The sequence below is a fragment of the Phenylobacterium sp. genome (assembly GCF_035569475.1).
Taxonomy (GTDB): Bacteria; Pseudomonadota; Alphaproteobacteria; order Caulobacterales; family Caulobacteraceae; genus Phenylobacterium.
The window spans coordinates 25,201-46,592 of the sequence record NZ_DATMNA010000092.1 but is presented as its reverse complement, the minus strand read 5'-3'; the positions used below and the strand labels follow the sequence as shown (position 1 = coordinate 46,592).

The window sequence follows — 21,392 nt, the reverse complement described above, 5'->3', positions numbered from 1 at the left end:
AGCAAGAACGAACCGATGACCGGGTCCCGATTCCGCGAGGGCCTGGTCCGAGCCCTGGATCCTAGGCGGCCAGGGCCTTCTCCAGGTTCGCCGCCACCTTGTCGATGAAGCCCTCGGTGGTGAGCCAGCCCTGGGTGTCGCCGACCAGCAGGGCCAGGTCCTTGGTCATCGAGCCGGATTCGACGGTCGCCACGCAGACCTTCTCCAGCGTCTTGGCGAAGCGGTCGAGCTCGGCGTTGCCGTCCAGCTTGGCGCGATGCTCCAGGCCGCGCGTCCAGGCGAAGATCGAGGCGATGGAGTTGGTCGAGGTGGCCTCGCCGCGCTGGTGCTGGCGGAAGTGGCGGGTGACGGTGCCGTGGGCGGCCTCGGCCTCCATGGTCTTGCCGTCCGGGGTGATCAGCACCGAGGTCATCAGGCCCAGCGAGCCGAAGCCCTGGGCCACGGAATCGGACTGCACGTCGCCGTCGTAGTTCTTGCAGGCCCACAGGAAATTGCCCGACCACTTCAGCGCCGAGGCGACCATGTCGTCGATCAGCCGGTGCTCGTAGACGATGCCGGCGGCCTTGAACTTGGCGGCGTACTCCGCCTCGTAGACCTCGGCGAAGATGTCCTTGAAGCGCCCGTCATAGGCCTTGAGAATGGTGTTCTTGGTCGACAGGTACACCGGGAAGCCGCGCGCCAGGCCGTAGTTCAGGCAGGCGTGGGCGAAGTCGCGGATCGAGGCGTCGAGGTTGTACATCCCCATGGCCACGCCGGCGGCCGGGAAGTCGAACACCTCGAAATCCAGCTGGTCGCCGTTCTCGCCCACCCAGCTCATGGTCAGCTTGCCGGGGCCGGGCACCTTGAAATCGGTGGCGCGGTACTGGTCGCCGAAGGCGTGGCGGCCGATGATGATCGGCTGGGTCCAGCCGGGGATCAGCCGCGGTACGTTCTTGCAGATGATCGGTTCGCGGAAGACTACGCCGTCGAGGATGTTGCGGATGGTGCCGTTCGGCGACTTCCACATCTTCTTCAGGTTGAATTCCTTCACCCGGGCTTCGTCGGGGGTGATGGTCGCGCACTTGATGCCGACGCCCCACTTCTTGATCGCCTCGGCGGCCTCGACCGTCACCTTGTCGTCGGTGGCGTCGCGGTTCTCCATGCCCAGATCGTAATACTCGATCTTCAGGTCCAGGAAGGGGAGGATCAGCTTGTCCTTGATCAGCTTCCAGATGATGCGGGTCATCTCGTCCCCGTCGAGATCGACGACAGGGTTGGCGACTTTGATCTTTGCCATGTGGGACAGGCGCTCCGCGCGAAACCAGGGTTGGGCGCCCTAATAGCCTTCGTCGGCGCGGACGCAAAGGCTGCTCCGCGCACGGGGCGGACGAGGGTCAGCCGACGCTGTGGGCGGCCGTATGGCCAAGCTCGGCGAAGAGGGCGGCGCGCTGGGCGTCGGAGGCTGTCGAGCCCGTCAGGAAGGCGGCGATCGCATAGCTGCGCCGGTCGGCGAGCGTGAAGATGCCCACGTCGTTGAAGGCGGCGTTCAGGCCCTGGTCCGTGCCCGACGCGCCCGTCTTGTGGGCGAAGCGGGCGTTCTTCGGCAGGCCGGCCTTCAGGCGGTCCGCGCCCCGCGGCGCGCCCAGCATGATGGTCAGCAGGCGCGCCGTGGAGGCCGGGGAGGCCAGCTCGCCCTCGTCCAGCCGGCGCAGGAAGCCCAGCATCCCGCCCGGCGTCGCCGAATCGCGCGGATCGGCCATGTAGGCCAGCATCGCCGCGCGGCGGCGGGTCGGCGGCACGGTCCCCTTCGCGGCGTTGAAGGCCGCCTCGCCCTTCCAGGCCGGACGGAACGACGCCATGCCATAGACGTCCGGCTGGACTTCGCGCTCATAGCGGTCGACGCGCACCCCGCTGACGTTCTTGCCCTGCAGCCAGGCGCTCACGGCGCCGGGCCCGCCGATCCGCTTCATCAGCAGGTCCGCGGCGGTGTTGTCGCTGTCGCTGACCGCCGCCTCCAGCAGCTCCTGTACGGTGTAGACCCTGCGCCCGGGCCACGCGTCGGCGATGGGCGACCAGGGCGGCGACAGGTCCTCGGCTTCGATCGTCAGGGTCTCGGCGAGCTTCAGGCGACCGGCGTCGACCTCGGACAGCACCGCCGCGCCCAGCGGCAGCTTGAAGACGCTCTGCATCGGGAAAGGCCGCTCTCCGAGCCGCACCCAGAACTCGCCGCTCTCCAGGTTCATCAGGCCAAAGCCCAGCACCCCCGGCGCGGCGCGCGCGGCGATGGCGGCCACCTCCGCATCCAGCCGCTTCATGTTCAGCCGGGGCGTGTGCGAGGCGGTGAGCGCCTCGTTCTTGTGGCAGCCCGCCAGCACCAGGCCGCCGGCGCCGATCAGCAGTTGGCGCCGACCAAGGCTTGCGCTCGCCCCGCCAAGCGACTGTAACCCGTTCATGGCCGAAGCCTCCCCTGCCGCACCTGTCATTATCCTGAACGCGCCACAGCTCGCAGAGAACATCGGCGCGGCCGCCCGCGTGATGGCCAATTTCGGGCTGTCGGAGCTGCGGCTGGTCAATCCCAGGGACGGCTGGCCGCAGGAACGCGCCTGGGCCTCGGCCTCCGGCGCCGACTGGCCGCTGAACGCCGCGCGGCTCTTCACCAGCGTCGAGGCGGCCATCGCCGACCTGCAGCGGGTCTACGCGACCACGGCCCGGCCGCGCGAGCTGCAACTACCGATCCTGACGCCGCGCGCCGCCATGGCCCGGCTGGCGCAAGCGGTGGGCGAGGGCGAGCGGGTAGGCCTGCTGTTCGGGGCCGAGCGGGCGGGGCTGGAGACCGCGGACATCGCGCTCTGCCAGGCGGTGGTGACACTCCCCATCGACATGCGCTTCCGCTCGCTGAACCTCGCCCAGGCCGTGGCGATCAACGCCTACGAATGGCGCCTGACCCAGGAAGAGGCGGCGCCGCCGATCTTCCGCGAGGCCTTTCCGCCGGCCGACGGCGCGGCGATGCTGGGCCTCTTCGAGCACCTGGAGCGCGAGCTGGACGAGGCGGGCTTCTTCCATCCGCCGGAGAAGCGGCCCTCGATGGTCCAGAACCTGCGCTCGGCGCTCGGCAAGGCGCATCTGTCGGTGCAGGAGGTGCGCACCCTGCGCGGCGTGGTCACGGCGCTCTCCCGGGGCCGCGGCCGGGTGCTGGCCAAGCTCGCGAAACAGAAGGCGGAGCGGGGAGAGGTGGCCCGGAAAGGAGAGAGCGAATGAGCTTCGCGGCCCTGCTGGAAAGCCTGCCGATCCCGATCCTCCAGGCGCCCATGGTCGGCGCCAGTTTCGACGCCATGACCGTGGCGGTCAGCCAGGCCGGCGGGATGGGGACCTTCGCCGCGGCCACCCTGGCGCCGGACGAGATCGGCCCGGCCATCGACGCCATCCGCGCCCGCACCGACGCACCGTTTGGCGTGAATCTGCTGATGGCGCCGCCGGCCAGCCCGGCGCCGGCCGAGGTCGACGCGGCCCTGGCTCGGCTCGCGCCCTGGTACGCCGAACTGGGGCTCGAGGTCCCGGAGCACCCGAACCGCTTCTCGCAGGACTTCGACGCCCAGCTCGAGGCCCTGACGCGGGCCGCGCCGCCGGTGGCCTCCTTCACCTTCTCGATCCTGACCCGGGCCCAGGTCGACGCCCTGCACGCGGCCGGCAGCTATGTGGTCGGGACCGCCAATTCGGTGGCCGAGGCGCGGGCCTGGGCCGAGGCCGGGGCCGACGGGATCTGCGCCCAGGGCTTCGAGGCCGGCGGCCACCACGCCTACTTCCTGGGGGATATCGAGGCCTCGTCGGTGGGGACCATGGCCCTGGTCGCCACGGTGCTGGCCGCTGTCGACCTGCCGGTGATCGCCGCCGGCGGGATCATGGATGGGCGCGGGGTGGCCGCCGCGCTCGCGCTCGGGGCCGCAGCCGTGCAGATGGGCAGCGCCTTCCTGCTGGCCGACGAGGCGACCAACGGCCCGACCTGGCAGGCCGCCCTGCGCGCCGCGCCGGACGACGCCACCCGGCTGACGCGGGCCTTTTCGGGCCGCTATGCGCGGGGCTTGCAGAACCGCTTCCTGCGCGAGATGGCCGCCGTGCAGGAAGAGGTTCCCGCCTATCCGGTGCAGAACCGCCTGACCCAGGCGATGCGGGCGGCGGCCGACAAGGCGGGCGATCCGCAGATGATGTCGCTGTGGGCCGGTCAGGCGGTGACCCTGGCCAGGCCCGGCCCCGCGGGCGAAATGGTCCGGCTCTGGTGGGCGCAGGCCCAGGAGGCCGCCCAGGCCCTGGCGCGCCGGACGGGCGCGGCCGGCGGGTGACGGCGCAGTTCCGCTTGCCGGAAATCGAGGCCGCCCGACTTGTCCGCGGTCGGCGCCTGGCCCAAACCTCCCCGGCCACGAGGGAGAGGGCTTCGCATGAACAGGCGTGAACTGTTGGCGTTCGCGGGCGCGATGGGGCTCATCCCCACGGCGCGCGCCTTCGCGGCGGCCGGCGATCTGCGCGGCGCCGCGCGCGAGGCCTTCATCTACTGCCTGCCGCTGATCGAGATGGCGGCCGCGCGCGACCGCATGCTGAACGATCACGGCGATGGCCAGCCGGCCGCGATCAACGCCTTCCGGCCTACCCGCAGCCTGGCCGGCCCCAAGAACCGCGCCATCACCACGCCCAACAACGACACCCTCTATTCCAGCGCCTGGCTGGACCTCACCAAGGGGCCGGTCACCCTGACGATACCGCCCAGCGGGGACCGCTACGTCTCGGTGGCCCTGCTCAACATGTACAGCGACAACGACGCCGTCCTGGGCACGCGGACCACGGGGAACGGCGGCGGGCGCTACACCATCGTGGGGCCGGGACAGCCCGGCTCCGGGGCGAACGTCGTGCGCTGTTCGACGCCGCACGCCTGGCTGCTGGCGCGGATCCTCAACGACGGGCCGGCCGACCTGCCGGCGGCGCACAAGGTGCAGGACGGCTTCGTGCTGCACGGGCCCGCCGGCGTCGCGCCGCCCGCCTATGCGACGCGCAAGTCCTCGTGGCAGGACTACTTCGCCTCGGCCCAGCGATTGCTGATCTCCGACCCGCCGCCGGCCACCGACGGGGTGGTCTTGCGCCGGATCGCCGCGCTCGGCCTCAAGCCCGGCGGCGGCTTCGATCCGGGCAAGCTCGACGCCGCGGCCGCGCGGGAGATCGAGGCGGGCGTCGCCGAGGCCCTGCCGAGCGCGCTCCGCCGCTCCGCGCCGAACGTGGTGCAGGGCTGGACCTATCCGCGTGGCGACATCGGCTGGTTCGGCCAGGACTACGACTTCCGCGCCGCCGTGGCCCTGGGCGGGCTGGCCGCCCTGACCCCGCCCGAGGCCATGTACCTGCGGCCGGTGAGCGACAGCGGCCCGGGCGCGACCCTCAACGGCGACTATCGGCTGAGCTTCGCGGCCGGAAAGCTGCCGCCGGTCAACGCCTTCTGGTCGATCACCATGTACGAGGCGACCCCCGACGGGCAGTTCTTCCTGACCGAGAACCCGCTCAACCGCTATTCGATCGGCGACCGCACGGCGGGGCTGAAGACGAACGCCGACGGCTCGCTGGACATCTGGATCGGCCGCACCGACCCGGGCGGAGACCGCACCGCCAACTGGCTGCCCGCGCCGGCCAAGGGCCCCTTCTCGATCAGCCTGCGGGCCTATCTCGCCAAGTCCGAGATGCTCGACGGCCGCTGGCGCGCGCCGGCGCTGGTTCGCGCCTGACCTTGACTCGGCGAGGAGCGGTGGGCATACACCGCGCCTTCTTCGCAGCGCGCTTGCCGCGCGGCGGAGCTATGACGGGTTGACGCGAAGGCCGCCGTTGGAATCGCGCTTCTTTTTCAGAAGCGCCGGCTCGGGTCGAATGAGAGCGATGCATGTCCAAGCGCCATAGCGCCAAGTACAAACTCGACCGCCGGATGGGCGAAAACATCTGGGGTCGCCCGAAGTCCCCGATCAACAAGCGCGCCTACGGCCCCGGCCAGCACGGCCAGCGCCGCAAGCAGAAGGTCTCCGATTTCGGCCTGCAACTGCGCGCCAAGCAGAAGCTGAAGGGCTACTACGGCAACCTGACCGAGAAGCAGTTCAGCAAGATCTACGAAGAGGCCGCCCGCCGGAAGGGCAACACCTCCGAGAACCTGATCGCGCTCCTGGAAAGCCGCCTGGACGCGGTGGTCTATCGCGCCAAGTTCGTGCCGACGCCGTTCGCGGCCCGCCAGTTCGTCAACCACGGCCACGTGCTGGTGAACGGCAAGCGGGTGAACATCCCGTCCTACCGCGTGAAGCCCGGCGACGTGGTCTCGGTGCGCGAGCGGTCGCGCAACATGGCCCTGGTGCTGGAAGCCCTGCAGTCGCCGGAACGCGACACCCCCGACTACATCGAAGTCGACGGCAAGGGCATGAGCGCCAAGTACGTCCGCATGCCGGAACTGGCCGAAGTGCCCTATCCGGTGAAGATGGAACCCAACCTCGTCATCGAGTTCTACGCGTCGTAGTTGCTCCCCCTCAGGGGGAGCTGTCGCGGAGCGACTGAGGGGGTCCTCAGCCGAGTTCGCGGCGGAAACCCCCTCCGGCCCTTTGGGCCACCTCCCCCTGTGGGGGAGGAACAGATTGCGAAGGCCCGGGAGCGATCCCGGGCCTTTTGCTTTGCCCTCTTTTGCTTTGAGGGGGGCTGTGGCGGAGTGGGGGGATGGATCGCAGGTGCTTCGTTCTCGCCGCCCTCGCGCTCGGCGGCTGCGCGACCGTTGCGCCGCCGGGGGCCGCGCCCGGGCCGTTGGCCGAGCTGGAGCCGCTTTACGCCGTCGAGCCGGGCCGCGACGGCCTGACGATCCGCGTGGCGAGCGGCGGCTGCACGGCCAGGCCCGACTTCGCCTTCTATGTGGAGCGGCGGGCGGGCGCCGTGGCCGTGGCCTTCGCGCGCAGCCATGTGGATGTCTGCAGGACAGCGCCGGGCCGCGCGGAGATCGCCTTCACCTGGGCCGAACTGGGCCTCGCGCCCCGCACGCCGGTCTTCCTGCTCAATCCCGTGGCCCCGCCTTAGGCGCCAGGCCCCTTGGCAAGGGCGCGGCGTTGCGCTCAGGTCCCCCGCAAACGGGTCGGGGATTCCATGAAGTTCTTCATCGCCACGGTGGCCGCCTGCATGTCCCTGTCCACGCTTCCCCTGGGCGCCCGCGCCGAGATCCTGACGCCGGAGCGGGTGTTCGCCAGTCCGGACCTCTCCGGCCCGCAGGCGCGCGGCGTGGCGCTGGCGCCGGACGGCTCGGCGGTGACCTATCTGAAGGCCAAGACCGACGACGTTGACGTCAACGACCTGTGGATCGCCGACGTGAAGGGCGGCGAGCCGCGCCGGCTGATCGACGGCCGCGCGCTCTCCGATGACCGCCACGCCCTCTCCGAGGCCGAGAAGAGCCGCCGCGAACGGCTGGGCCTGCGCAGCCGCGGCGTGGTCGAGTACCACTGGGACGACGAGGGCAGGTACATCCTGGCGCCGGTGCAGGGCGACCTGTGGCTCTACGAGCGGGCCGGCGGGACGACGCGGCGGCTGACCGACACGCCGGGCGACGAGATCGACGGCAAGATCTCGCCCAAGGGTGGATTCGTCTCCTACGTCCGCGACGACAACCTCTACCTCATGCCGCTCGCGGCCGGCGGGACGGAGCGGGCTCTGACCACCGGCGGGACGGAGCTCAAGAGCTGGGCGACGGCGGAGTTCATCGCCCAGGAAGAGCTGCATCGCTTCACCGGCTACTGGTGGGCGCCGGACGAGACGCGGATCGCGCTCACCCACGTCGACCAGTCGGGCGTCGACGTCATCGACCGCGTGGACATCGGCGCCGAGGGCGGGACCATCGTCCATCAGCGCTACCCGCGCGTCGGGCGGCCCAACGCGGTGGTCGAGCTCTACGTCGCCGACGTGGCGAGCGGGGCGCGGGTGAAGGTCGACCTCGGCGCCGACGCCGACATCTACCTGGGCCGCGTCAACTGGGCGAAGGACGGCAGGACCCTCTACGTCCAGCGCCTGACCCGCGACCAGAAGCGGCTGGACCTGCTGGCGGTCGATCCGGCCACGGGCGCCGGCCACGTGATCCTCAGCGAGACCAGCCCGCACTGGGTGGACCTCAGCGAGGACATGAAGCCGCTGAAGGACGGGACCTTCCTGTGGTCGTCGGAGCGGGACGGGAACAAGCACCTCTATCTCTACGCCGGGGACGGCAAGCTGATCCGCCAGGTCACCCATGGCGACTGGCCGGTCGCCGACCTGGAGGGCGTCGACGAGGCGCGGCATGTGGCGATCTTCGGCGCCAGCAAGGACACGCCCGTCGAGCGGCGGCTCTACGAGGTCTCGTGGCTGACGCCGGGCGAGCCCAAGGCCCTGACGCCGGCCGGCGGCTGGTGGACCGCGGACGTGGCCAAGTCCGGCGGCGCCTTCGCCGGCAGCTATTCGGACCCGAAGACCCCGCCGCGCACCGGCTTCTACAAGGCCGACGGAACCCTGGTGCGCTGGATCGAGGAGAATCCGCTCAACGCGCGCCATCCCTTCTGGCCCTACCGCGAGCGGCTCAGCATCCCGGAGTTCGGGACCCTCAAGGCCTCGGACGGCCAGGTCCTGCACTGGTCGATGCGCAAGCCCGCCGGCTTCGATCCGGCAAAGCGCTATCCGGTGATCGTCCAGGTCTACGGCGGCCCGGCCGGGGCGCTGGTGCAGCGGCATTGGGCCTCGCCCGCCGACCAGGTGTTGCTGGACGCGGGCTACATCCTCTTCGCCATCGACAACCGCGGCACGCCCAACCGCTCCGTGGCCTTCAAGACCGCGCTCGACCGCAGGATGGGCGGGCCGGACGTGGAGGACCAGCTCGCCGGCGCGGCCTACCTGAAGTCGCTCCCCTATGTGGACGGCGACCACCTGGGGGTCACTGGGTTCTCCAACGGCGGCTACATGACCCTGATGCTGCTGACCGTGCCCCATTCGCCGTTCGCGGCGGGCGTGGCGGGTGCGCCGGTCACCGACTGGACGCTCTACGACACCGCCTACACCGAGCGCTACATGGGCACGCCCAAGGACAACCCGCAGGGCTATCGCGACTCCCAGGTGACCTCGCGGCTGGCGAACCTGAAGCCCGGCTCCCTCCTGCTGATCCACGGCATGGCTGATGACAATGTCATCTTCGAGAACTCGACCCGGGTCCTGGCCGGCCTGCAGGCCAAGGGTATCCCGTTCGAGATGATGACCTATCCGGGCCTGCGGCACCGCACGGGCTGGACCTCCAAGCCGATGATCCACCGCACCCACGCCACGCTCGACTTCTTCGACCGGAAGCTGAAGCCCCAACACTGACGGGAATGGGCTAAGCGCCGCCGGCATCCTCCTCCCGGGAGACCGTTCAACGGGCCGGCGCGAGCGGGGCGGGGTTCAGTGCCGGAGGCGCTTACCCATGCGGAAATCAAGTGAAGCTGCGAAGGCGGGGCCTTTGGTCTGAGCGGTGGCGCTGCTGTGGGCGGCGAGCGCGTTTACCGTGGCGGCGGTGCTGCTGTCCGAAGACGTCTCGCCGTTCTGGTGAGCCGGCCGCGCGCCCTAGGGCAGCCGGTCGGTGATGAAGTTGGCGACGCCGGTGGCGGCCGGCGGGTCGCGGTTGGCGAGGACGGCGACCGTATAGGCCGGGTGGCTGGGCTTGCCGTCCTTAGGGGCCTCAGCCGGGAAGATGCGCAGCTCGCCGTTCATGCCGGGCGCGCCGCCGTTGTGGCCGTAGTAGCGGCGGCCATCGCCGGCCGGGGCGCCAAAGTCGTAGCGCCAGAACTTGCCGTCCGCGCCGGTGAAGCCGCCGTCGGTCAGCATCTTGGTATGGGCGGCGTCGAGCAGGCGGTTGGCCATCAGGGCGTTGGCGAACCTGCCGAGGTCGCCGGTGGTGGAATAGCCGCCGCCGGCCGGGGTGCCGCGCCAGGGCAGGGTGTCGGCGGTGGAGACGAGTTGGCCGCCCCGGCTCATGTAGCCGACAACCCGTTTGGGCAGATGGACGCTCTCCGGCTGGTTGCCCGTGGCGGTCATGCCGGCAGGCTTGAAGATATGGGCTGAGATGTAGTCGTCGTAAGACTGGCCGCTCACCGTCTCGACGATGCGGCCCAGCAGCATGAAGCCGTAGTTGGAATACTGGTCGCGCGCGCCAGGTGCGAACAGCGGCGGCCGCCCGCCGTAGAGGGCCACGTAGTCGGCGGGCTCCTTCAGCGCCAGGCGGTGGGCCTCGAACTCCGGCCCGAAGATGTCGCCGGTGCCGCCCGTGTGGGTGAGCAGGTTGTTGACCGTCACATGGTCGGCGATGTCGCGGTTCGGATAGCCCGGCAGGTAGCGGCCGATCGGGGCGGTGGGATCGATCTTGCCCGCCTGGATGAGCTGCATGATCGAGACCGCGGTGAACATCTTGCCCATGGAGCCGAAGCGGAACTGGGTGTCGGTCGCGGCCGGGGTCTTGGCCTCGCGGTCGGCCAGGCCGTAGGCGGCGGAGAGGACCGGCTTGCCGGCCTCCTCGATCAGCACCGCGCCGGAGAAGCGGTCGGCGGCCGCGGCGGCCTCCAGGCGCTGGCGGGCGGCGGCGACCAGGGCGGCCGGCTGAAGGCGCGGCGGGGCGGCGACATCGGCCGGACGGCGGCTGGCGCGCAGGCGCAGGCCGGTGATGGTGTGCGGCGCGTCGGCGGGGACATCGAGGGTGAGGAGCACCCAGCTCTCGATGTTTGGATCGTAGCCCTGGAACTCGGCATGGGTCGGCGTGGCGGCCACGAGGGCGTGGAGCTGTATCGCCGCGAGCTGCTGGCCCATGGTGCGGGTGACGTCGTCGGGGCGCCTGGTATTGGGATCGACTTCGTGGCTGAAGGCCAGGAAGGCGTCGTCGCCGGCCTTGGCGGCGGCCAGCAGGCGGCGACCGAGCTCGCTGGCCGGGGTCTCGGCGACCAGGCTTGAGGCGGGCGCAGTAGGCGCGGGCGGCGGCTGGGCGGCGGCGAACGGGCCTGGGGCCAGCAGGAACACCGCCAGCGCGGCTGCCGAACCGATGCGATGTCTCATTTCATGCCCCAGGCGTGCGACGTTCGCTGAACCGCGCTTCGAAAAAAGCTCGGAGGGGCTGATGGCGAAATTACGGCCCCGCTTGGCGGCGGCTTGCAGAGTTGGGCGCGGGGACGCGGGTTTCAGGCGCGGAGGGCGGCCGACATGCCCTTTCCCTTGCGGGAGAACCTGGCCTGCGGAGCAGGTCGGAGGTGGGGTTTCTCCGCCTTTGATGCTTCCCGAACCGCGGTCTCGCGCGGAGGGTGACCCCACCTCCGTCAGCCGGGACAGGGTCTAGGCGAACAGCTCCACCATCCAGGGCGGGACGCGCTTGGGGCGGCCGGTGGCCTGTTCGATGAGGACCCAGGTGGTCCTGACCTGGGCGCACATGGCGCCGTCAGCGGCGTCGATGCGGATGAAGCGGTCGAAGCGCGGGCCCTCGGCGGTTCCGGAGACCCAGGTGCGGCCATGGCCCGCCTCGCCGGGCAGTAGGGCGCGGCGGTAGTCGATCTCGTGGCGCAGCGCCACCCACGCCCAGGTCGCCTGGGCCTCGGCCGGCGCGACGCTCTGCCAGTGGGCCACGCCCAGGTCCTGCGCCCAGCGCAGATAGACCACGTTGTTCACATGGCCGTTGTCGTCGATGTCGGCGGGGGTCGGCTGGAAGGTCAGCCGAAAGACCTTGCGCCCGGGCGGCGGCTCCAGAAGCGCGCCCGACGCCATCAGGCGGCCAGCAGGCCCTTTTCGTCGAGCAGGGCCTTCAGCTCGCCCGACTGGAACATCTCGCGCACGATGTCGGCGCCGCCGACGAACTCGCCCGCCACATAGAGCTGCGGGATGGTCGGCCAGTCGGAGAAGGTCTTGATCCCTTCCCGCAGCGGGTCGCTTTGCAGGACGTTGACGCCCACGAAGTCGGCGCCCAGGTGGTCGAGGATCTGCACGACCTGGGCGGAGAAGCCGCACTGCGGCTGTTCCGGCACGCCCTTCATGAACAGGACCACGGGATGGTCTTCCACGGTCTTGGCGATGAAGCCGTGGACGGGATTGGCGGTGGTCGCGTCGGTCATGGTCCGGCCCTTCGGCGCAAAACGGGTAGCCCAAGAGCTAGGGAGCCGGCTGGCTCAGGTCAACCTCCCCCGCGCAGCGGCGGGAGGTCAGGGCGCCGACGTCTCCAGCGCCAGGGCGTGGAGTTCGCCGCCCATCCGGCCCTTCAGGGCGGCGTAGACGAGCTGGTGCTGGCGCACGCGGGGCAGGCCCGCAAACGCCGTCGAGACGATACGGGCCTTGTAGTGGTCGCCGTCGCCGGCCAGGTCCTGGACCTCGATCTCGGCGTCGGGGAAACCCTCGCGCAGGATGGCTTCCAATTGGGTTTGGGCGATGGGCATGCGGCGGTGCTTAGCGCCGGGCGCGCAGAAGCTCAATCGAAGACCCCGAGCGGGTCCCGGCGTCAGGCGCCCACGCGGGTGAAATCCATGGTCCAGTTCAGCTCCCAGCAGCGCCCCTCGTCGTAGGAAAAGGCCTGCGACCAGCGTGCGGCGCGCTCGGAGATCCCGCTCCAGTGGAAGGCCACCTTCACCGGTCGGCCGTCGTCCAGGTCGACCCCGTAGAAGCGGCCTTCGCCGTTTTCGAAGCGCCCGTAGACCGGTTCGCCCACCAGGCCGTCCGTGCTGCTGACCCAATGGATCGACCAGGTGCGCCGGGCGATGTCGAAGCTGCGGAAGGCGACCCCCTGGCTGCGGCGCGCCGGCATGTCATTCTCTTCGACGTTGCACAGCCCGCCCATCAGCCCGCGGCACTGGGCTGTGCCGAAGAACTCCAGCCAGTCCTCGCAGTGCGCGCCGCGGCGCTTCAGCAACCGGTGCTGCACCGCCCACTGGCCGTAGAAGAAGTCGAAGTCGTGCCGGCCGTCCTTGACGATGGCGATGGCGTTCATGGTCCTGCCCTCAGCTTGCCGGACAGGCTTAGCGGGGCCCTGCTGACAGCTTCATGTCAGCAGGGTGTCGCGACGCCTCAGTCGATGATCGCCGAATAGATGATGCTCTTCAGTTGCCCCCGGAAGTTGAAGGTTCCGGACGGCATGAGCTGGGTCATGAACACCACCGAGAGGTCCTCCTTCGGGTCGACCCAGAAGATGGTCGAGGCCGCGCCGCCCCAGTAGTAGTCGCCGACGCCGAGTGTGCCGGTCTCCACCTGGCCCAGCGTCGAGGCGAAGCCGAGGCCGAAGCCCACGCCCTCATTGGCGGTCTCCGAGAAAGTCCCCAGCGCCACCTGGGTCAGGTCCTTGCCGCCGGCCAGGTGGTTCATGTGCATGATCTCGAGCGTGCGCGGCCCGAGGATACGCGCGCCGTCGAGCTCGCCGCCCCGGCGCAGCATCTCGCAGAACCTCAGGTAGTCCGCGGACGTGCCGGTCAGGCCGCCGCCGCCGGACTTGAAGCCGGGGTCCTTGGTGAACTCGCTGGTCGCCGGGTCGTCGATCAGCTTGAGCTTCTTGTCAGGCCCACGCTGATAGTTGGCGGCGAAGCGGTCGACCTTGTCGGGCGCCACGAAGAAGCTGGTGTCCTTCATGCCGAGCGGCTCGAAGATCTCGTCCTGCAGGTACTGGGCGAAGGGCTTTCCGGAGATGATCTCGACGAGGGCGCCGCAGACGTCGGTGGCCAGCGAATACATCCAGGCCGTCCCCGGCTGGTAGCGCAGCGGCACCTGGCCGAGCTTGTCCATGAACTGGACCATGCTGTCGGTGCTGCCCGCGGAGCGGATCTTCAGCTCGCGGTAGATGCGGTCGATGGGGTGCTGGATGCCGACGCCCGGCAGGCCGCCGCCATAGGTCAGGCCCGCCTGGTGGGAGAGCACGTCGCGGAAGCTGACCGGCCGCGCGGGCGCCTCGGTCTTCATGTCCGCGCCTTCGCCGGAGACCCAGACGCGGTGGTCCTTCCAGGAGGGGACGTAGCGGCTGACCGGGTCGTTGAGCTGGAAATAGCCCTGCTCGTAGAGGGTCATCAGCGCCACCGAGGTGATCGGCTTGGTCATGGAATAGATGCGGTAGATGGTGTCGTCGGCGGTGGGCTTGGCCCGCTCGCGGTCCATCTGGCCGAAAGACTTGAAGTAGGCCAGGTGCCCGTGGCGGGCGACGCTGACCTGGCAGCCGGCGATCTTGCCGTTGGCGATGTAGTTGCGCTCCAGGTGATCGCCGATGCGCTCCAGCCGTGCGGCGTCGAGGCCCGTCCACTGCGATTGGGCGTCCATGAAATATCCTCCCGGGAAAATGCCTGAGTGCTCTAATTGACCGGCATCATGGGCGCCGATGCGGCGGCTGGCCAAGAAAAAGGAGATGGCATGGAGGCGCTGAACGAACGGGCGGCCGAGCTGGGCGAGCGGCTGAAGGCGCAGGGCCAGACGGTGGCTGTGGCGGAAAGCTCCTCCGGCGGCCTGATTTCGGCGGCCCTGCTCGGCGTGCCGGGGGCGTCGAAGTACTATCTGGGCGGCGCCGTGGTCTACACAGGCAAGGCGCGGATGGTGCTGATGGACCTGCCGCGCGAGGCGGTGGCTGGGATGCGTTCGGCCAGCGAGCCCTACGCGCTGCTCCTGGCGCGCACGGCCCGCGAGCGGTTCGGGGCCACCTGGGGCCTCTCCGAGACCGGTGCGGCGGGGCCGACCGGCAATGGCTATGGGGACGCCGCGGGCCACACCTGCATCGCGATCTCCGGGCCGATGGAGATGGCGGTGACGCTCGAGACCGGTGAGAGCGACCGGGCGGCCAACATGGTCGCATTCTCGGCGGCGGCGCTGGACCTGCTCAGGCGGGCGGTGGGGTAGGGCAGAGGCGCCGAGGAAAACCCGGAAGGCCGGCGCACCCCACGATGACGAATTTGGGGTGCGGCCGCCGGTCAACGGTCTGGAAGCCATTCTTTCGTAGGCTGGGGGCATGAGATTGGCGGCGAGAACCCTTTTGGCGAGCTTGATCCTGGCCTGCGGGCTGGCGCCATGCGGGAGCGCGCTGGCCATCCGCGCCGCCGCCGCGCCGTCCGCTGCGCCGGTTATCGCGGTCGTCAGCGCCGATGACGAGGCCGAGAAAGCCAACCCGGGCCGCCACCGCCGTGAACACGCCGAGGCGCCTCCGCCGAATGACTTCAAGACCATGATGGATCGGGTGTTCGGCCCGGGCCGCTGGCGCGAGACGAGCGGCTACCGCACCGTGGCCCAGGAGAACGCCCTGCGCCGCGCCGGCGCCGGAACCGTGCCGGCCGGGCGCCTGTCGCGCCATTCGCTGGGCGACCCGGAGGCGCCGGGCGCCTATGACGCCGTGGTCGCCGGCCTCACGCCCGCCGCCGCGGCCGCCAGGCTGAAGCGCGCCGGCGCCCCCCTCGCCAGGGTCGCGGCGGAAGGCGCCCACGGCCGCGAGGGCCCGCACCTGCACATCGAGCTCGTCAGCATGGTCTCGCGCGGCGCGTCCGCATCGGCCGAGAACTGAGAGCATACAGGGTCGGGCGCCGCCGCAGGCGTCCCCCACCAATGCGCGGCTAGGCCGTCGCCGCCCGCGTCTTGGCCGGCAGGAACCGCGGGTTGCGCAGCAGGGCGGCGCTGGCGAGCGCGATGAGCAGGCCGACGGGGAAGATCTCCAGGAAGGTCTCCGGCAGGCGATAGAGCGGGTTGGCGTACTGGCGGCGCATGGTCTCGGCGTCGGCCACGGCCTTGGCGTAGGCCGCGCCCGTGACGCCGGCGGCGCGCTTGGCGGAAAGCATGGAGGCCGCGTACTTGTCCATGAAGCTGTAGTGGGTGGCCGCCAGGTAGACCTCCCAGATCAGGACGTAGGCGATCGAGGCGACCAGGGCGATGCCGAGGCCGATCAGCAGGGCGGTGCGGAACTTGATCGTCCCGCCCAGCGCCTGGTCGCGATGCTGGCGCACGCCGACCAGGATCGAGGACAGGGCCACCAGCATGATCAGATAGCCCAGCCAGAGGTTCGCGGCGCCGTGGTGGCCGCCGTTGGTGGCGATGAGCGTGCCGATGACTCCCAGGATGATGACGAGGCCCGATATCAGGCCATAGGTCAGGATGATGCGGGTCATGGTGTGGGTTCCCTGTTGGATCGCCGGGAGCCTGGGGCGACGGCCGCCGGGACGGTATCGCCCAAAAGGGTGAATTCGTTCGTCTGGTCCATTTGTCGGGCGCGCCGTCAGGGGATGAGCTGCAGGTCGCGCGCCTTGCCGATGGCCTGGGTGCGGCGGGCGACCTCAAGCTTGGCGAACAGGTTGGCCAGGTGGGTCTTGACGGTGTTGGGCGAGAGGCCGAGCGCGCGGGCGATCTCCTTGTTGGACTGGCCGGCGGCCAGGCGCTCCAGCACCCTCATCTCCTGGCCGGTGAGGCGCAGGGCCGCCTGGGCGGCGGCGTTGCGGGCGAAAGGGCCGGCGGCCGGGCGGGCGGTGAGCCGCCACCCCAGCCACACCCCGCCGGCGGCGCACGCCGTCCCGATCACGCCCACATAGATCTCGAAGGAGAACCGCCGCGCCAGGTACTGGTATTCCAGCCACTGCAGGGCGAAGGCTCCAACGGCCAGGACGAGCGCCCAGATCAGGATGGTGCGGGTCATCTTGGAGGCGATGGTGCGCGATCCTGGAGCGGGGTCAACCGGCACACGGCGCCGCTTTGTTGGCATCCCGACACAGTCTCGCGCGTTACGCCGGTCTGAGATCACAGATCGGAACCCAGAAGATGCGTAACATCCTTGCCTTGACGGCCCTCGCCGCCGCCGTTTCCCTGCCCCTGATCGCAGGCCCGACCGACGCCAGCGCCTCGTGCCAGGGGCGCAAGGAGACGGGCACCATCCTGGGCGGCGTTGGCGGCGCCCTGCTTGGCAACTCGATTTCCAAGGGTGGTGGCGGCGCGGTGATCGGCGGCCTCGGCGGCGCGGTGGTCGGCCACGAGATCGCCAAGAGCGGCTGCGGCGGCTCGTACCGCCACGCCTACTATCGCAACGGCCGCCGCGGCTATTCCAACTCGCCCTATTCCACGGCGCAGTACGGCGCGCCGACGCGCAGCCGGGTCTACTACGACCAGTACGGCAACGCCGTGGTCCCGGCGACGCCCTACTACAACCGCTGACGCAACCCTTGCGCGCGCCGCCGGTCCTGGCGGCGCGCGGATCCCTGGCCAGCCCCATTCCCTCGAGGTCCGACCCATGAAGCGCTATGCCGCCGCCGCCGTGCTGACCCTTGCCGCCCTGACCCTTGGGGCGTGCGACGAGCGCCACGAGATGGCCGCCAACTCCAAGCTCTGCGTGGACTTCAAGCAGCCCAAGGCCACACCGATCGTCGCGGGCGCCGAGGGCGCCGCGCCGATGGAGGAATGCGTTAAGCGCTGGGCCTACAGCCTGGCCGGGTCGCGCGACACCGCCGACACGGTGGCCGAGGCGGCGGTGGCGGCGTGCAACGTCCAGCTCTCGCGCTGGAACCAGCAGACGCTGAACCAGCCGGGCGCGGACATCGAGGCCAGCAGCATCACCACCGGCCAGCCGACCACTCCGCTGGCGGAACACTCCGCCTTCGCCGAGAGCCGGGCGCTTTTCTATGTGGTCCAGGCGCGCGCCGGGTCCTGCGCCCCGCCGCCGGTCACAAACGGGGTCCCCGACGGGATCAGCTAGCGCGCCGACCGGTCCCTATTGCGAGGCGCCGCGCGCCTCCAACGGGGCGATCTCGACCAGAGTGTCGCCGCGCACGAAGTACATGACGTCATAGCGGTCGAGGGTCGGGTCGATGTGCCCGGGCGCGAAGTCGACGCGCTCGCCGCGGGCGACCGCCTCGCCCTGCGGCCGCGCGAGGCGGCCGTGCTCGTCGCCGAAGTAGCGGTAGGCGCTCTCGGCGAACTTGGGCGTCAGGGCGACGGGCAGGGGACCGTCGGTGGAGAAGGCCTTGAGGCCCCCGTCGACCGTGACCCAGTCGGGATGGTTGGCGCTGATCACGGTGGTGGCGATGACCAGGCTCTGTTCGAAGGCCCCGTCGGGATCGTTCTGCAGGGCCTCGCGGTAGTCGCGGTCCATGAAGGGATAGGAGCCCGGCTGGACCTCGCTCAGCACGCCCTGGGCGGCGTCGGCGGCGAAGGAGCCGGTGCCGCCGCCGGTGACCACACCGATCTCCGCGCCGGCCTGGCGCAAGGCCGTCAGCACCGACGACAGATAGGCCATGCCGTCGGCGACTGCGGCGGCTCGCGCATTGGCTCCGGCGATGTGCTGCCAATGGCCGCCGTAGCACTGCACGCCGATGAACTTGAGGTTCGGCTGCGCGGCGATGGCGCGGAACACCGCAACCGCTTGCGCGGCGTCGTGGACGCCGGTGCGGCCCATGCCGCCGTCGACGTCGATCAGCACCTGGATGGGCCCCTGGGCGGCCGCCCCGAGCTCGGCGGCGCCGTCCGGGTGGTCGACGACGATGCGGAAGTCGGCAAGCCCGGCCGCCAGCGCCGCGGCGCGCTCGGCCTTGGCGGCGCCGGCGATGGGGGAAGTGACCAGAATCGCGCCGATCCCGGCGGCGGCCATGGCCTCGGCCTCGGCCAGCTTGGCGCAGCAGACGCCGATCGCGCCGGCCTCCATCTGCCGCCGGGCGATCGCCGAGCTCTTGTGGGACTTGGAGTGTGGGCGCAGCGCAAGGCCGGCCGACTTCGCCCGGGCCGCCATCCGGGCCAGGTTCGCCTCGAATGCGTCGAGGTCGAGGACCGCCGCGGGCGTCGGGATCAGGGCGCGCGAGCCCGGCTGGCCGATCAGGCTGCGGGCGTAGGCGAGGTGGGGGCGGTCGTTCACGGAATTGCGCTCTCTGCGGTGGCGACGCCCCCTGCACCCCTTCGGGGTCCCCCTCCCCCGTACGCTGCCGCTATGGGGGAGGTTTTTGGAGATCGAGGCCGAATGATTTGAAAGCCTCCCTTGCGCCGGCAGGCGCGGGGGAGGGGCACCCCGAAGGGGTGGAGGGGGCGCTGCAGGCGCACGGAGCTCACGCGCCCATGAACCCGGGCATCCAGCCCTCGTGCGCGGCGCGCAGGGCGTCCAGGCTGAGGCTGAAGAGGCCGGGGCGGGCGAGGGCGTCGCCGCCCGCTTCACCAACCACGCGGGCCGGCGCGCCGCTGGCCGCGGCGGCGGCGAGGAGGGCGGAGGGGGCGGAGGTGGCGACGAGGTAGCGGGCCTGGTCTTCGCCGAACAGCCAGGCGTGGTCCGGGGCGTCGGCCTCGGCCAGGAGCTGGGCGCCGACCTTGGAGGCGAGCGCCATCTCGGCCAGCGCCGCGACTAGGCCGCCGTCGGAAAGATCATGCACGGCAGAGACTTGGCCTGAAAGAATGAGGCTCCGCACGAAGTCGCCGTTGCGTCGCTCGACCGCGAGATCGACGGGCGGCGGGGCGCCGTCCTCGCGGCCCAGGATCTCGCGCAGGTACATGGAAGCGCCGAGTTCGCCGGTGGTCTCGCCGATGAGGATCAGGGTGTCACCGGGCTTCATGGACGAGAAATCCGCGCGCCGGGCGTAGTCGGCGATCAGGCCCACGGCGCCGACCGTCGGCGTGGGCGGAATAGCCGCGCCGTTGGTCTCGTTGTAGAGGCTGACGTTGCCGCTCACGACGGGGAAGTCCAGCGCGCGGCAGGCCTCGGCCATGCCTTCGATGGCGCGCACGATCTGGCCCATTATGGCGGGGCGCTCAGGGTTGCCGAAGTTGAGGTTGTCGGTGATGGCGATGGGCAGGGCGCCGACCGAGGTGAGGTTGCGCCACGCCTCGGCCACCGCCTGCTTGCCGCCCTCGTAGGGGTCGGCCTGGACGTAGCGCGGGGTGACGTCGGAGGTGACGGCCAGCGCCTTCTTGGTCCCGTGGACCCGCACGATGCCGGCGTCGGCGCCGGTCGAGCTGTCCTCCAGCGTGTCGGCCATGACGTGGCGGTCGTACTGCTCCCAGAGCCAGCGCTTCGAGGCCATGTCCGGGGCGCTTATCAGCTTGAGCACGGCCTCGGCGTAGTCCTGGGGCGCGGCGACGTCGGCGGCGGTCAGGCGCGGCTGCGGTTCGGGCGCGGTCCAGGGGCGGTCGTAGAGCGGCGCGTCGTCGAACAGGGGCGCGAGCGGCACGTCGCAGACGGTCTGGCCCTGGTGCTTCAGGACCAGGCGGCCGGTGTCGGTGGTCCAGCCGATGGTGGCGGCGTCCAGGCCCCACTTGGCGAAGATGCGCTCCCCATCTGCTTCCCGCCCAGGCTTGAGGATGGCCAGCATCCGCTCCTGGCTCTCCGAGAGCATCATCTCGTAGGCGCTCATGCCCTCCTCGCGCTGGGGCACTTGGTCGAGATCGAGCTCGACGCCGACGCCGCCCTTGCCGGCCATCTCCACCGAGGAGGAGGTGAGGCCCGCGGCGCCCATGTCCTGGATGGCCGCCACCGCGCCGGAGGCCATGAGCTCGAGGGTCGCCTCGATCAGCAGCTTCTCGGCGAAGGGGTCGCCGACCTGGACGGTAGGGCGCTTCTCGTCCGAGGCGTCGTCGAACTCCGCCGAGGCCATGGTGGCGCCATGGATGCCGTCGCGGCCGGTCTTGGAGCCGAAATAGACCACCGGCAGTCCGGGCGCCGGCGCGGCGGAGTAGAAGATCTTGTCGGCGTCGGCCAGGCCCACGCACATGGCGTTGACCAGGATATTGCCGTCGTAGCCGCGGTGGAAGTTGGTCTCCCCGGCCACGGTGGGCACGCCTACGCAGTTGCCGTATCCGCCGATGCCGCTCACCACACCCGAGACCAGCCGCTTGGTCTTCGGATGGCCGGGGTCGCCGAAGCGCAAGGCGTTCAGCAGCGCGATCGGCCGCGCGCCCATGGTGAAGACGTCGCGCATGATGCCGCCGACCCCGGTGGCCGCGCCCTGGTAGGGCTCGATGTAGGAGGGGTGGTTGTGGCTCTCCATCTTGAAGATGCAGGCCTGGCCGTCGCCGATGTCGACGACCCCGGCGTTCTCGCCCGGGCCGCAGATCACCTTGGGACCGGTGGTGGGGAACTTGCCGAGGTGGATCTTGCTGGATTTGTAGGAGCAGTGCTCGGACCACATCACCGAGAAAACGCCCAGCTCGACGTGGTTGGGCTCCCGGTTCAGGCGCTGGACGATGACGCCGTACTCGGCGGCGCTCAGGCCGAATTCGGCGGCCGTTTCGGCCATGGTCTTGGAGGGCGCGACGCTCATGGCGGGCTTCTAGCCGGACTCGGAGGCGAGCGCGATAGGCGCGGCCCTACAGATCGTCGCGCTTTGCGCGATGCCGCGTCGTCTGGCGATTTGGGGAAGAGGCGTCGGCTGACCTGCGCCCAATCAGGGGGCTGGGGGGCTGTTCAGGATCCGACCGGATGCCGATCAGCCGAC

22 protein-coding genes are annotated in these 21,392 nt (G+C 70.5%); 10 read left to right on the top strand and 12 right to left on the bottom strand.

Translation table 11 applies throughout. The features are described from left to right. Positions 1-61: 61 nt before the first annotated feature. Positions 62-1,276, bottom strand: a complete 1,215-nt coding sequence (locus VNW53_RS14545; protein WP_325556436.1) for an NADP-dependent isocitrate dehydrogenase — start codon at positions 1,274-1,276, stop codon at positions 62-64. 97 nt (positions 1,277-1,373) lie between these two features. Further along, positions 1,374-2,432, bottom strand: a complete 1,059-nt coding sequence (gene bla, locus VNW53_RS14540; protein WP_325556434.1) for a class A beta-lactamase — start codon at positions 2,430-2,432, stop codon at positions 1,374-1,376. Between bla and VNW53_RS14535 the strand changes: the two genes are divergently transcribed. From VNW53_RS14535 to VNW53_RS14510, 6 genes are all read left to right on the top strand, one after another. Next, positions 2,431-3,237: an RNA methyltransferase gene (locus tag VNW53_RS14535; RefSeq protein WP_325556433.1), complete on the top strand. Its 807-nt coding sequence runs from the start codon at positions 2,431-2,433 to the stop codon at positions 3,235-3,237. The genes bla and VNW53_RS14535 overlap by 2 nt on opposite strands. Continuing rightward, a complete protein-coding gene (locus VNW53_RS14530) occupies positions 3,234-4,316 on the top strand; it encodes an NAD(P)H-dependent flavin oxidoreductase (protein ID WP_325556431.1) in 1,083 nt (360 codons plus the stop codon). Before VNW53_RS14535 ends, VNW53_RS14530 begins: the two co-directional genes overlap by 4 nt. 96 nt (positions 4,317-4,412) lie before the next feature. Beyond that, a complete protein-coding gene (locus VNW53_RS14525) occupies positions 4,413-5,738 on the top strand; it encodes a DUF1254 domain-containing protein (RefSeq protein ID WP_325556430.1) in 1,326 nt (441 codons plus the stop codon). 152 nt (positions 5,739-5,890) lie between these two features. Next, positions 5,891-6,508, top strand: coding sequence for a 30S ribosomal protein S4 (gene rpsD / locus VNW53_RS14520; RefSeq protein WP_325556429.1), 618 nt, complete (start codon positions 5,891-5,893; stop codon positions 6,506-6,508). Positions 6,509-6,702: 194 nt separating this feature from the next. Continuing rightward, a complete protein-coding gene (locus VNW53_RS14515) occupies positions 6,703-7,053 on the top strand; it encodes a hypothetical protein (RefSeq protein ID WP_325556428.1) in 351 nt (116 codons plus the stop codon). 66 nt (positions 7,054-7,119) lie between these two features. Continuing rightward, positions 7,120-9,348, top strand: a complete 2,229-nt coding sequence (locus tag VNW53_RS14510) for a S9 family peptidase (RefSeq protein WP_325556427.1) — start codon at positions 7,120-7,122, stop codon at positions 9,346-9,348. Positions 9,349-9,585: 237 nt separating this feature from the next. Here the strand turns inward: VNW53_RS14510 and VNW53_RS14505 are convergent, their stop codons facing one another. The 6 genes from VNW53_RS14505 to VNW53_RS14480 all read right to left on the bottom strand — a co-directional run bounded on the left by VNW53_RS14505 (position 9,586) and on the right by VNW53_RS14480 (position 14,283). Next, positions 9,586-11,064, bottom strand: a complete 1,479-nt coding sequence (locus tag VNW53_RS14505; RefSeq protein ID WP_325556426.1) for a serine hydrolase domain-containing protein — start codon at positions 11,062-11,064, stop codon at positions 9,586-9,588. A 273-nt stretch (positions 11,065-11,337) separates the two neighbouring features. Then, a complete protein-coding gene (locus tag VNW53_RS14500; protein WP_325556425.1) occupies positions 11,338-11,763 on the bottom strand; it encodes a thioesterase family protein in 426 nt (141 codons plus the stop codon). Next, the gene (gene grxD / locus VNW53_RS14495; protein WP_325556423.1) at positions 11,763-12,107 is read right to left on the bottom strand and encodes a Grx4 family monothiol glutaredoxin; all 345 of its coding nucleotides are present in this window, start codon (positions 12,105-12,107) and stop codon (positions 11,763-11,765) included. The genes VNW53_RS14500 and grxD overlap by 1 nt, the downstream gene beginning before the upstream one ends. 87 nt (positions 12,108-12,194) lie before the next feature. Further along, on the bottom strand, positions 12,195-12,425 hold the full coding sequence (locus VNW53_RS14490) for a BolA family transcriptional regulator (protein ID WP_325556422.1): 231 nt from the start codon (positions 12,423-12,425) through the stop codon (positions 12,195-12,197). A 62-nt stretch (positions 12,426-12,487) separates the two neighbouring features. Next, entirely contained in the window at positions 12,488-12,973 is a 486-nt protein-coding gene (locus VNW53_RS14485; protein WP_325556421.1) for a DUF1579 domain-containing protein, read from the bottom strand. 77 nt (positions 12,974-13,050) lie between these two features. Beyond that, positions 13,051-14,283 (bottom strand): serine hydrolase domain-containing protein, encoded by a 1,233-nt coding sequence (locus VNW53_RS14480; RefSeq protein ID WP_325556420.1) that lies wholly within the window; start codon positions 14,281-14,283, stop codon positions 13,051-13,053. Between the two features lie 90 nt (positions 14,284-14,373). On the opposite strand from VNW53_RS14480, the gene VNW53_RS14475 reads away from it, so the two are divergent. Further along, positions 14,374-14,853, top strand: coding sequence for a CinA family protein (locus VNW53_RS14475; protein ID WP_325556418.1), 480 nt, complete (start codon positions 14,374-14,376; stop codon positions 14,851-14,853). Positions 14,854-14,986: 133 nt separating this feature from the next. Further along, a complete protein-coding gene (locus VNW53_RS14470) occupies positions 14,987-15,508 on the top strand; it encodes a hypothetical protein (protein WP_325556416.1) in 522 nt (173 codons plus the stop codon). Positions 15,509-15,557: 49 nt separating this feature from the next. Here the strand turns inward: VNW53_RS14470 and VNW53_RS14465 are convergent, their stop codons facing one another. Continuing rightward, the gene (locus tag VNW53_RS14465) at positions 15,558-16,106 is read right to left on the bottom strand and encodes a DUF4199 domain-containing protein (protein WP_325556414.1); all 549 of its coding nucleotides are present in this window, start codon (positions 16,104-16,106) and stop codon (positions 15,558-15,560) included. A gap of 107 nt (positions 16,107-16,213) precedes the next feature. After that, positions 16,214-16,627 carry a response regulator transcription factor gene (locus VNW53_RS14460; RefSeq protein WP_325556479.1) on the bottom strand — a complete coding sequence of 138 codons (414 nt, stop codon included), beginning with the start codon at positions 16,625-16,627 and terminating at the stop codon, positions 16,214-16,216. 122 nt (positions 16,628-16,749) lie between these two features. Here VNW53_RS14460 and VNW53_RS14455 point away from each other — a divergent pair, with 122 nt between their 5' ends. Together VNW53_RS14455 and VNW53_RS14450 are read left to right on the top strand one after the other, a co-directional pair. Beyond that, the gene (locus VNW53_RS14455) at positions 16,750-17,139 is read left to right on the top strand and encodes a glycine zipper 2TM domain-containing protein (RefSeq protein WP_325556413.1); all 390 of its coding nucleotides are present in this window, start codon (positions 16,750-16,752) and stop codon (positions 17,137-17,139) included. Between the two features lie 76 nt (positions 17,140-17,215). Next, a complete protein-coding gene (locus VNW53_RS14450; RefSeq protein ID WP_325556412.1) occupies positions 17,216-17,677 on the top strand; it encodes a hypothetical protein in 462 nt (153 codons plus the stop codon). A gap of 15 nt (positions 17,678-17,692) precedes the next feature. On the opposite strand, the gene VNW53_RS14445 is transcribed toward VNW53_RS14450, so the two are convergent. Both VNW53_RS14445 and purL read right to left on the bottom strand, forming a co-directional pair. Next, a complete protein-coding gene (locus VNW53_RS14445) occupies positions 17,693-18,829 on the bottom strand; it encodes an alanine racemase (RefSeq protein WP_325556411.1) in 1,137 nt (378 codons plus the stop codon). A gap of 187 nt (positions 18,830-19,016) precedes the next feature. Then, complete coding sequence (gene purL, locus VNW53_RS14440; protein WP_325556409.1) at positions 19,017-21,218, bottom strand: phosphoribosylformylglycinamidine synthase subunit PurL; 2,202 nt, start codon at positions 21,216-21,218, stop codon at positions 19,017-19,019. Between the last annotated feature and the right edge of the window lie 174 nt (positions 21,219-21,392).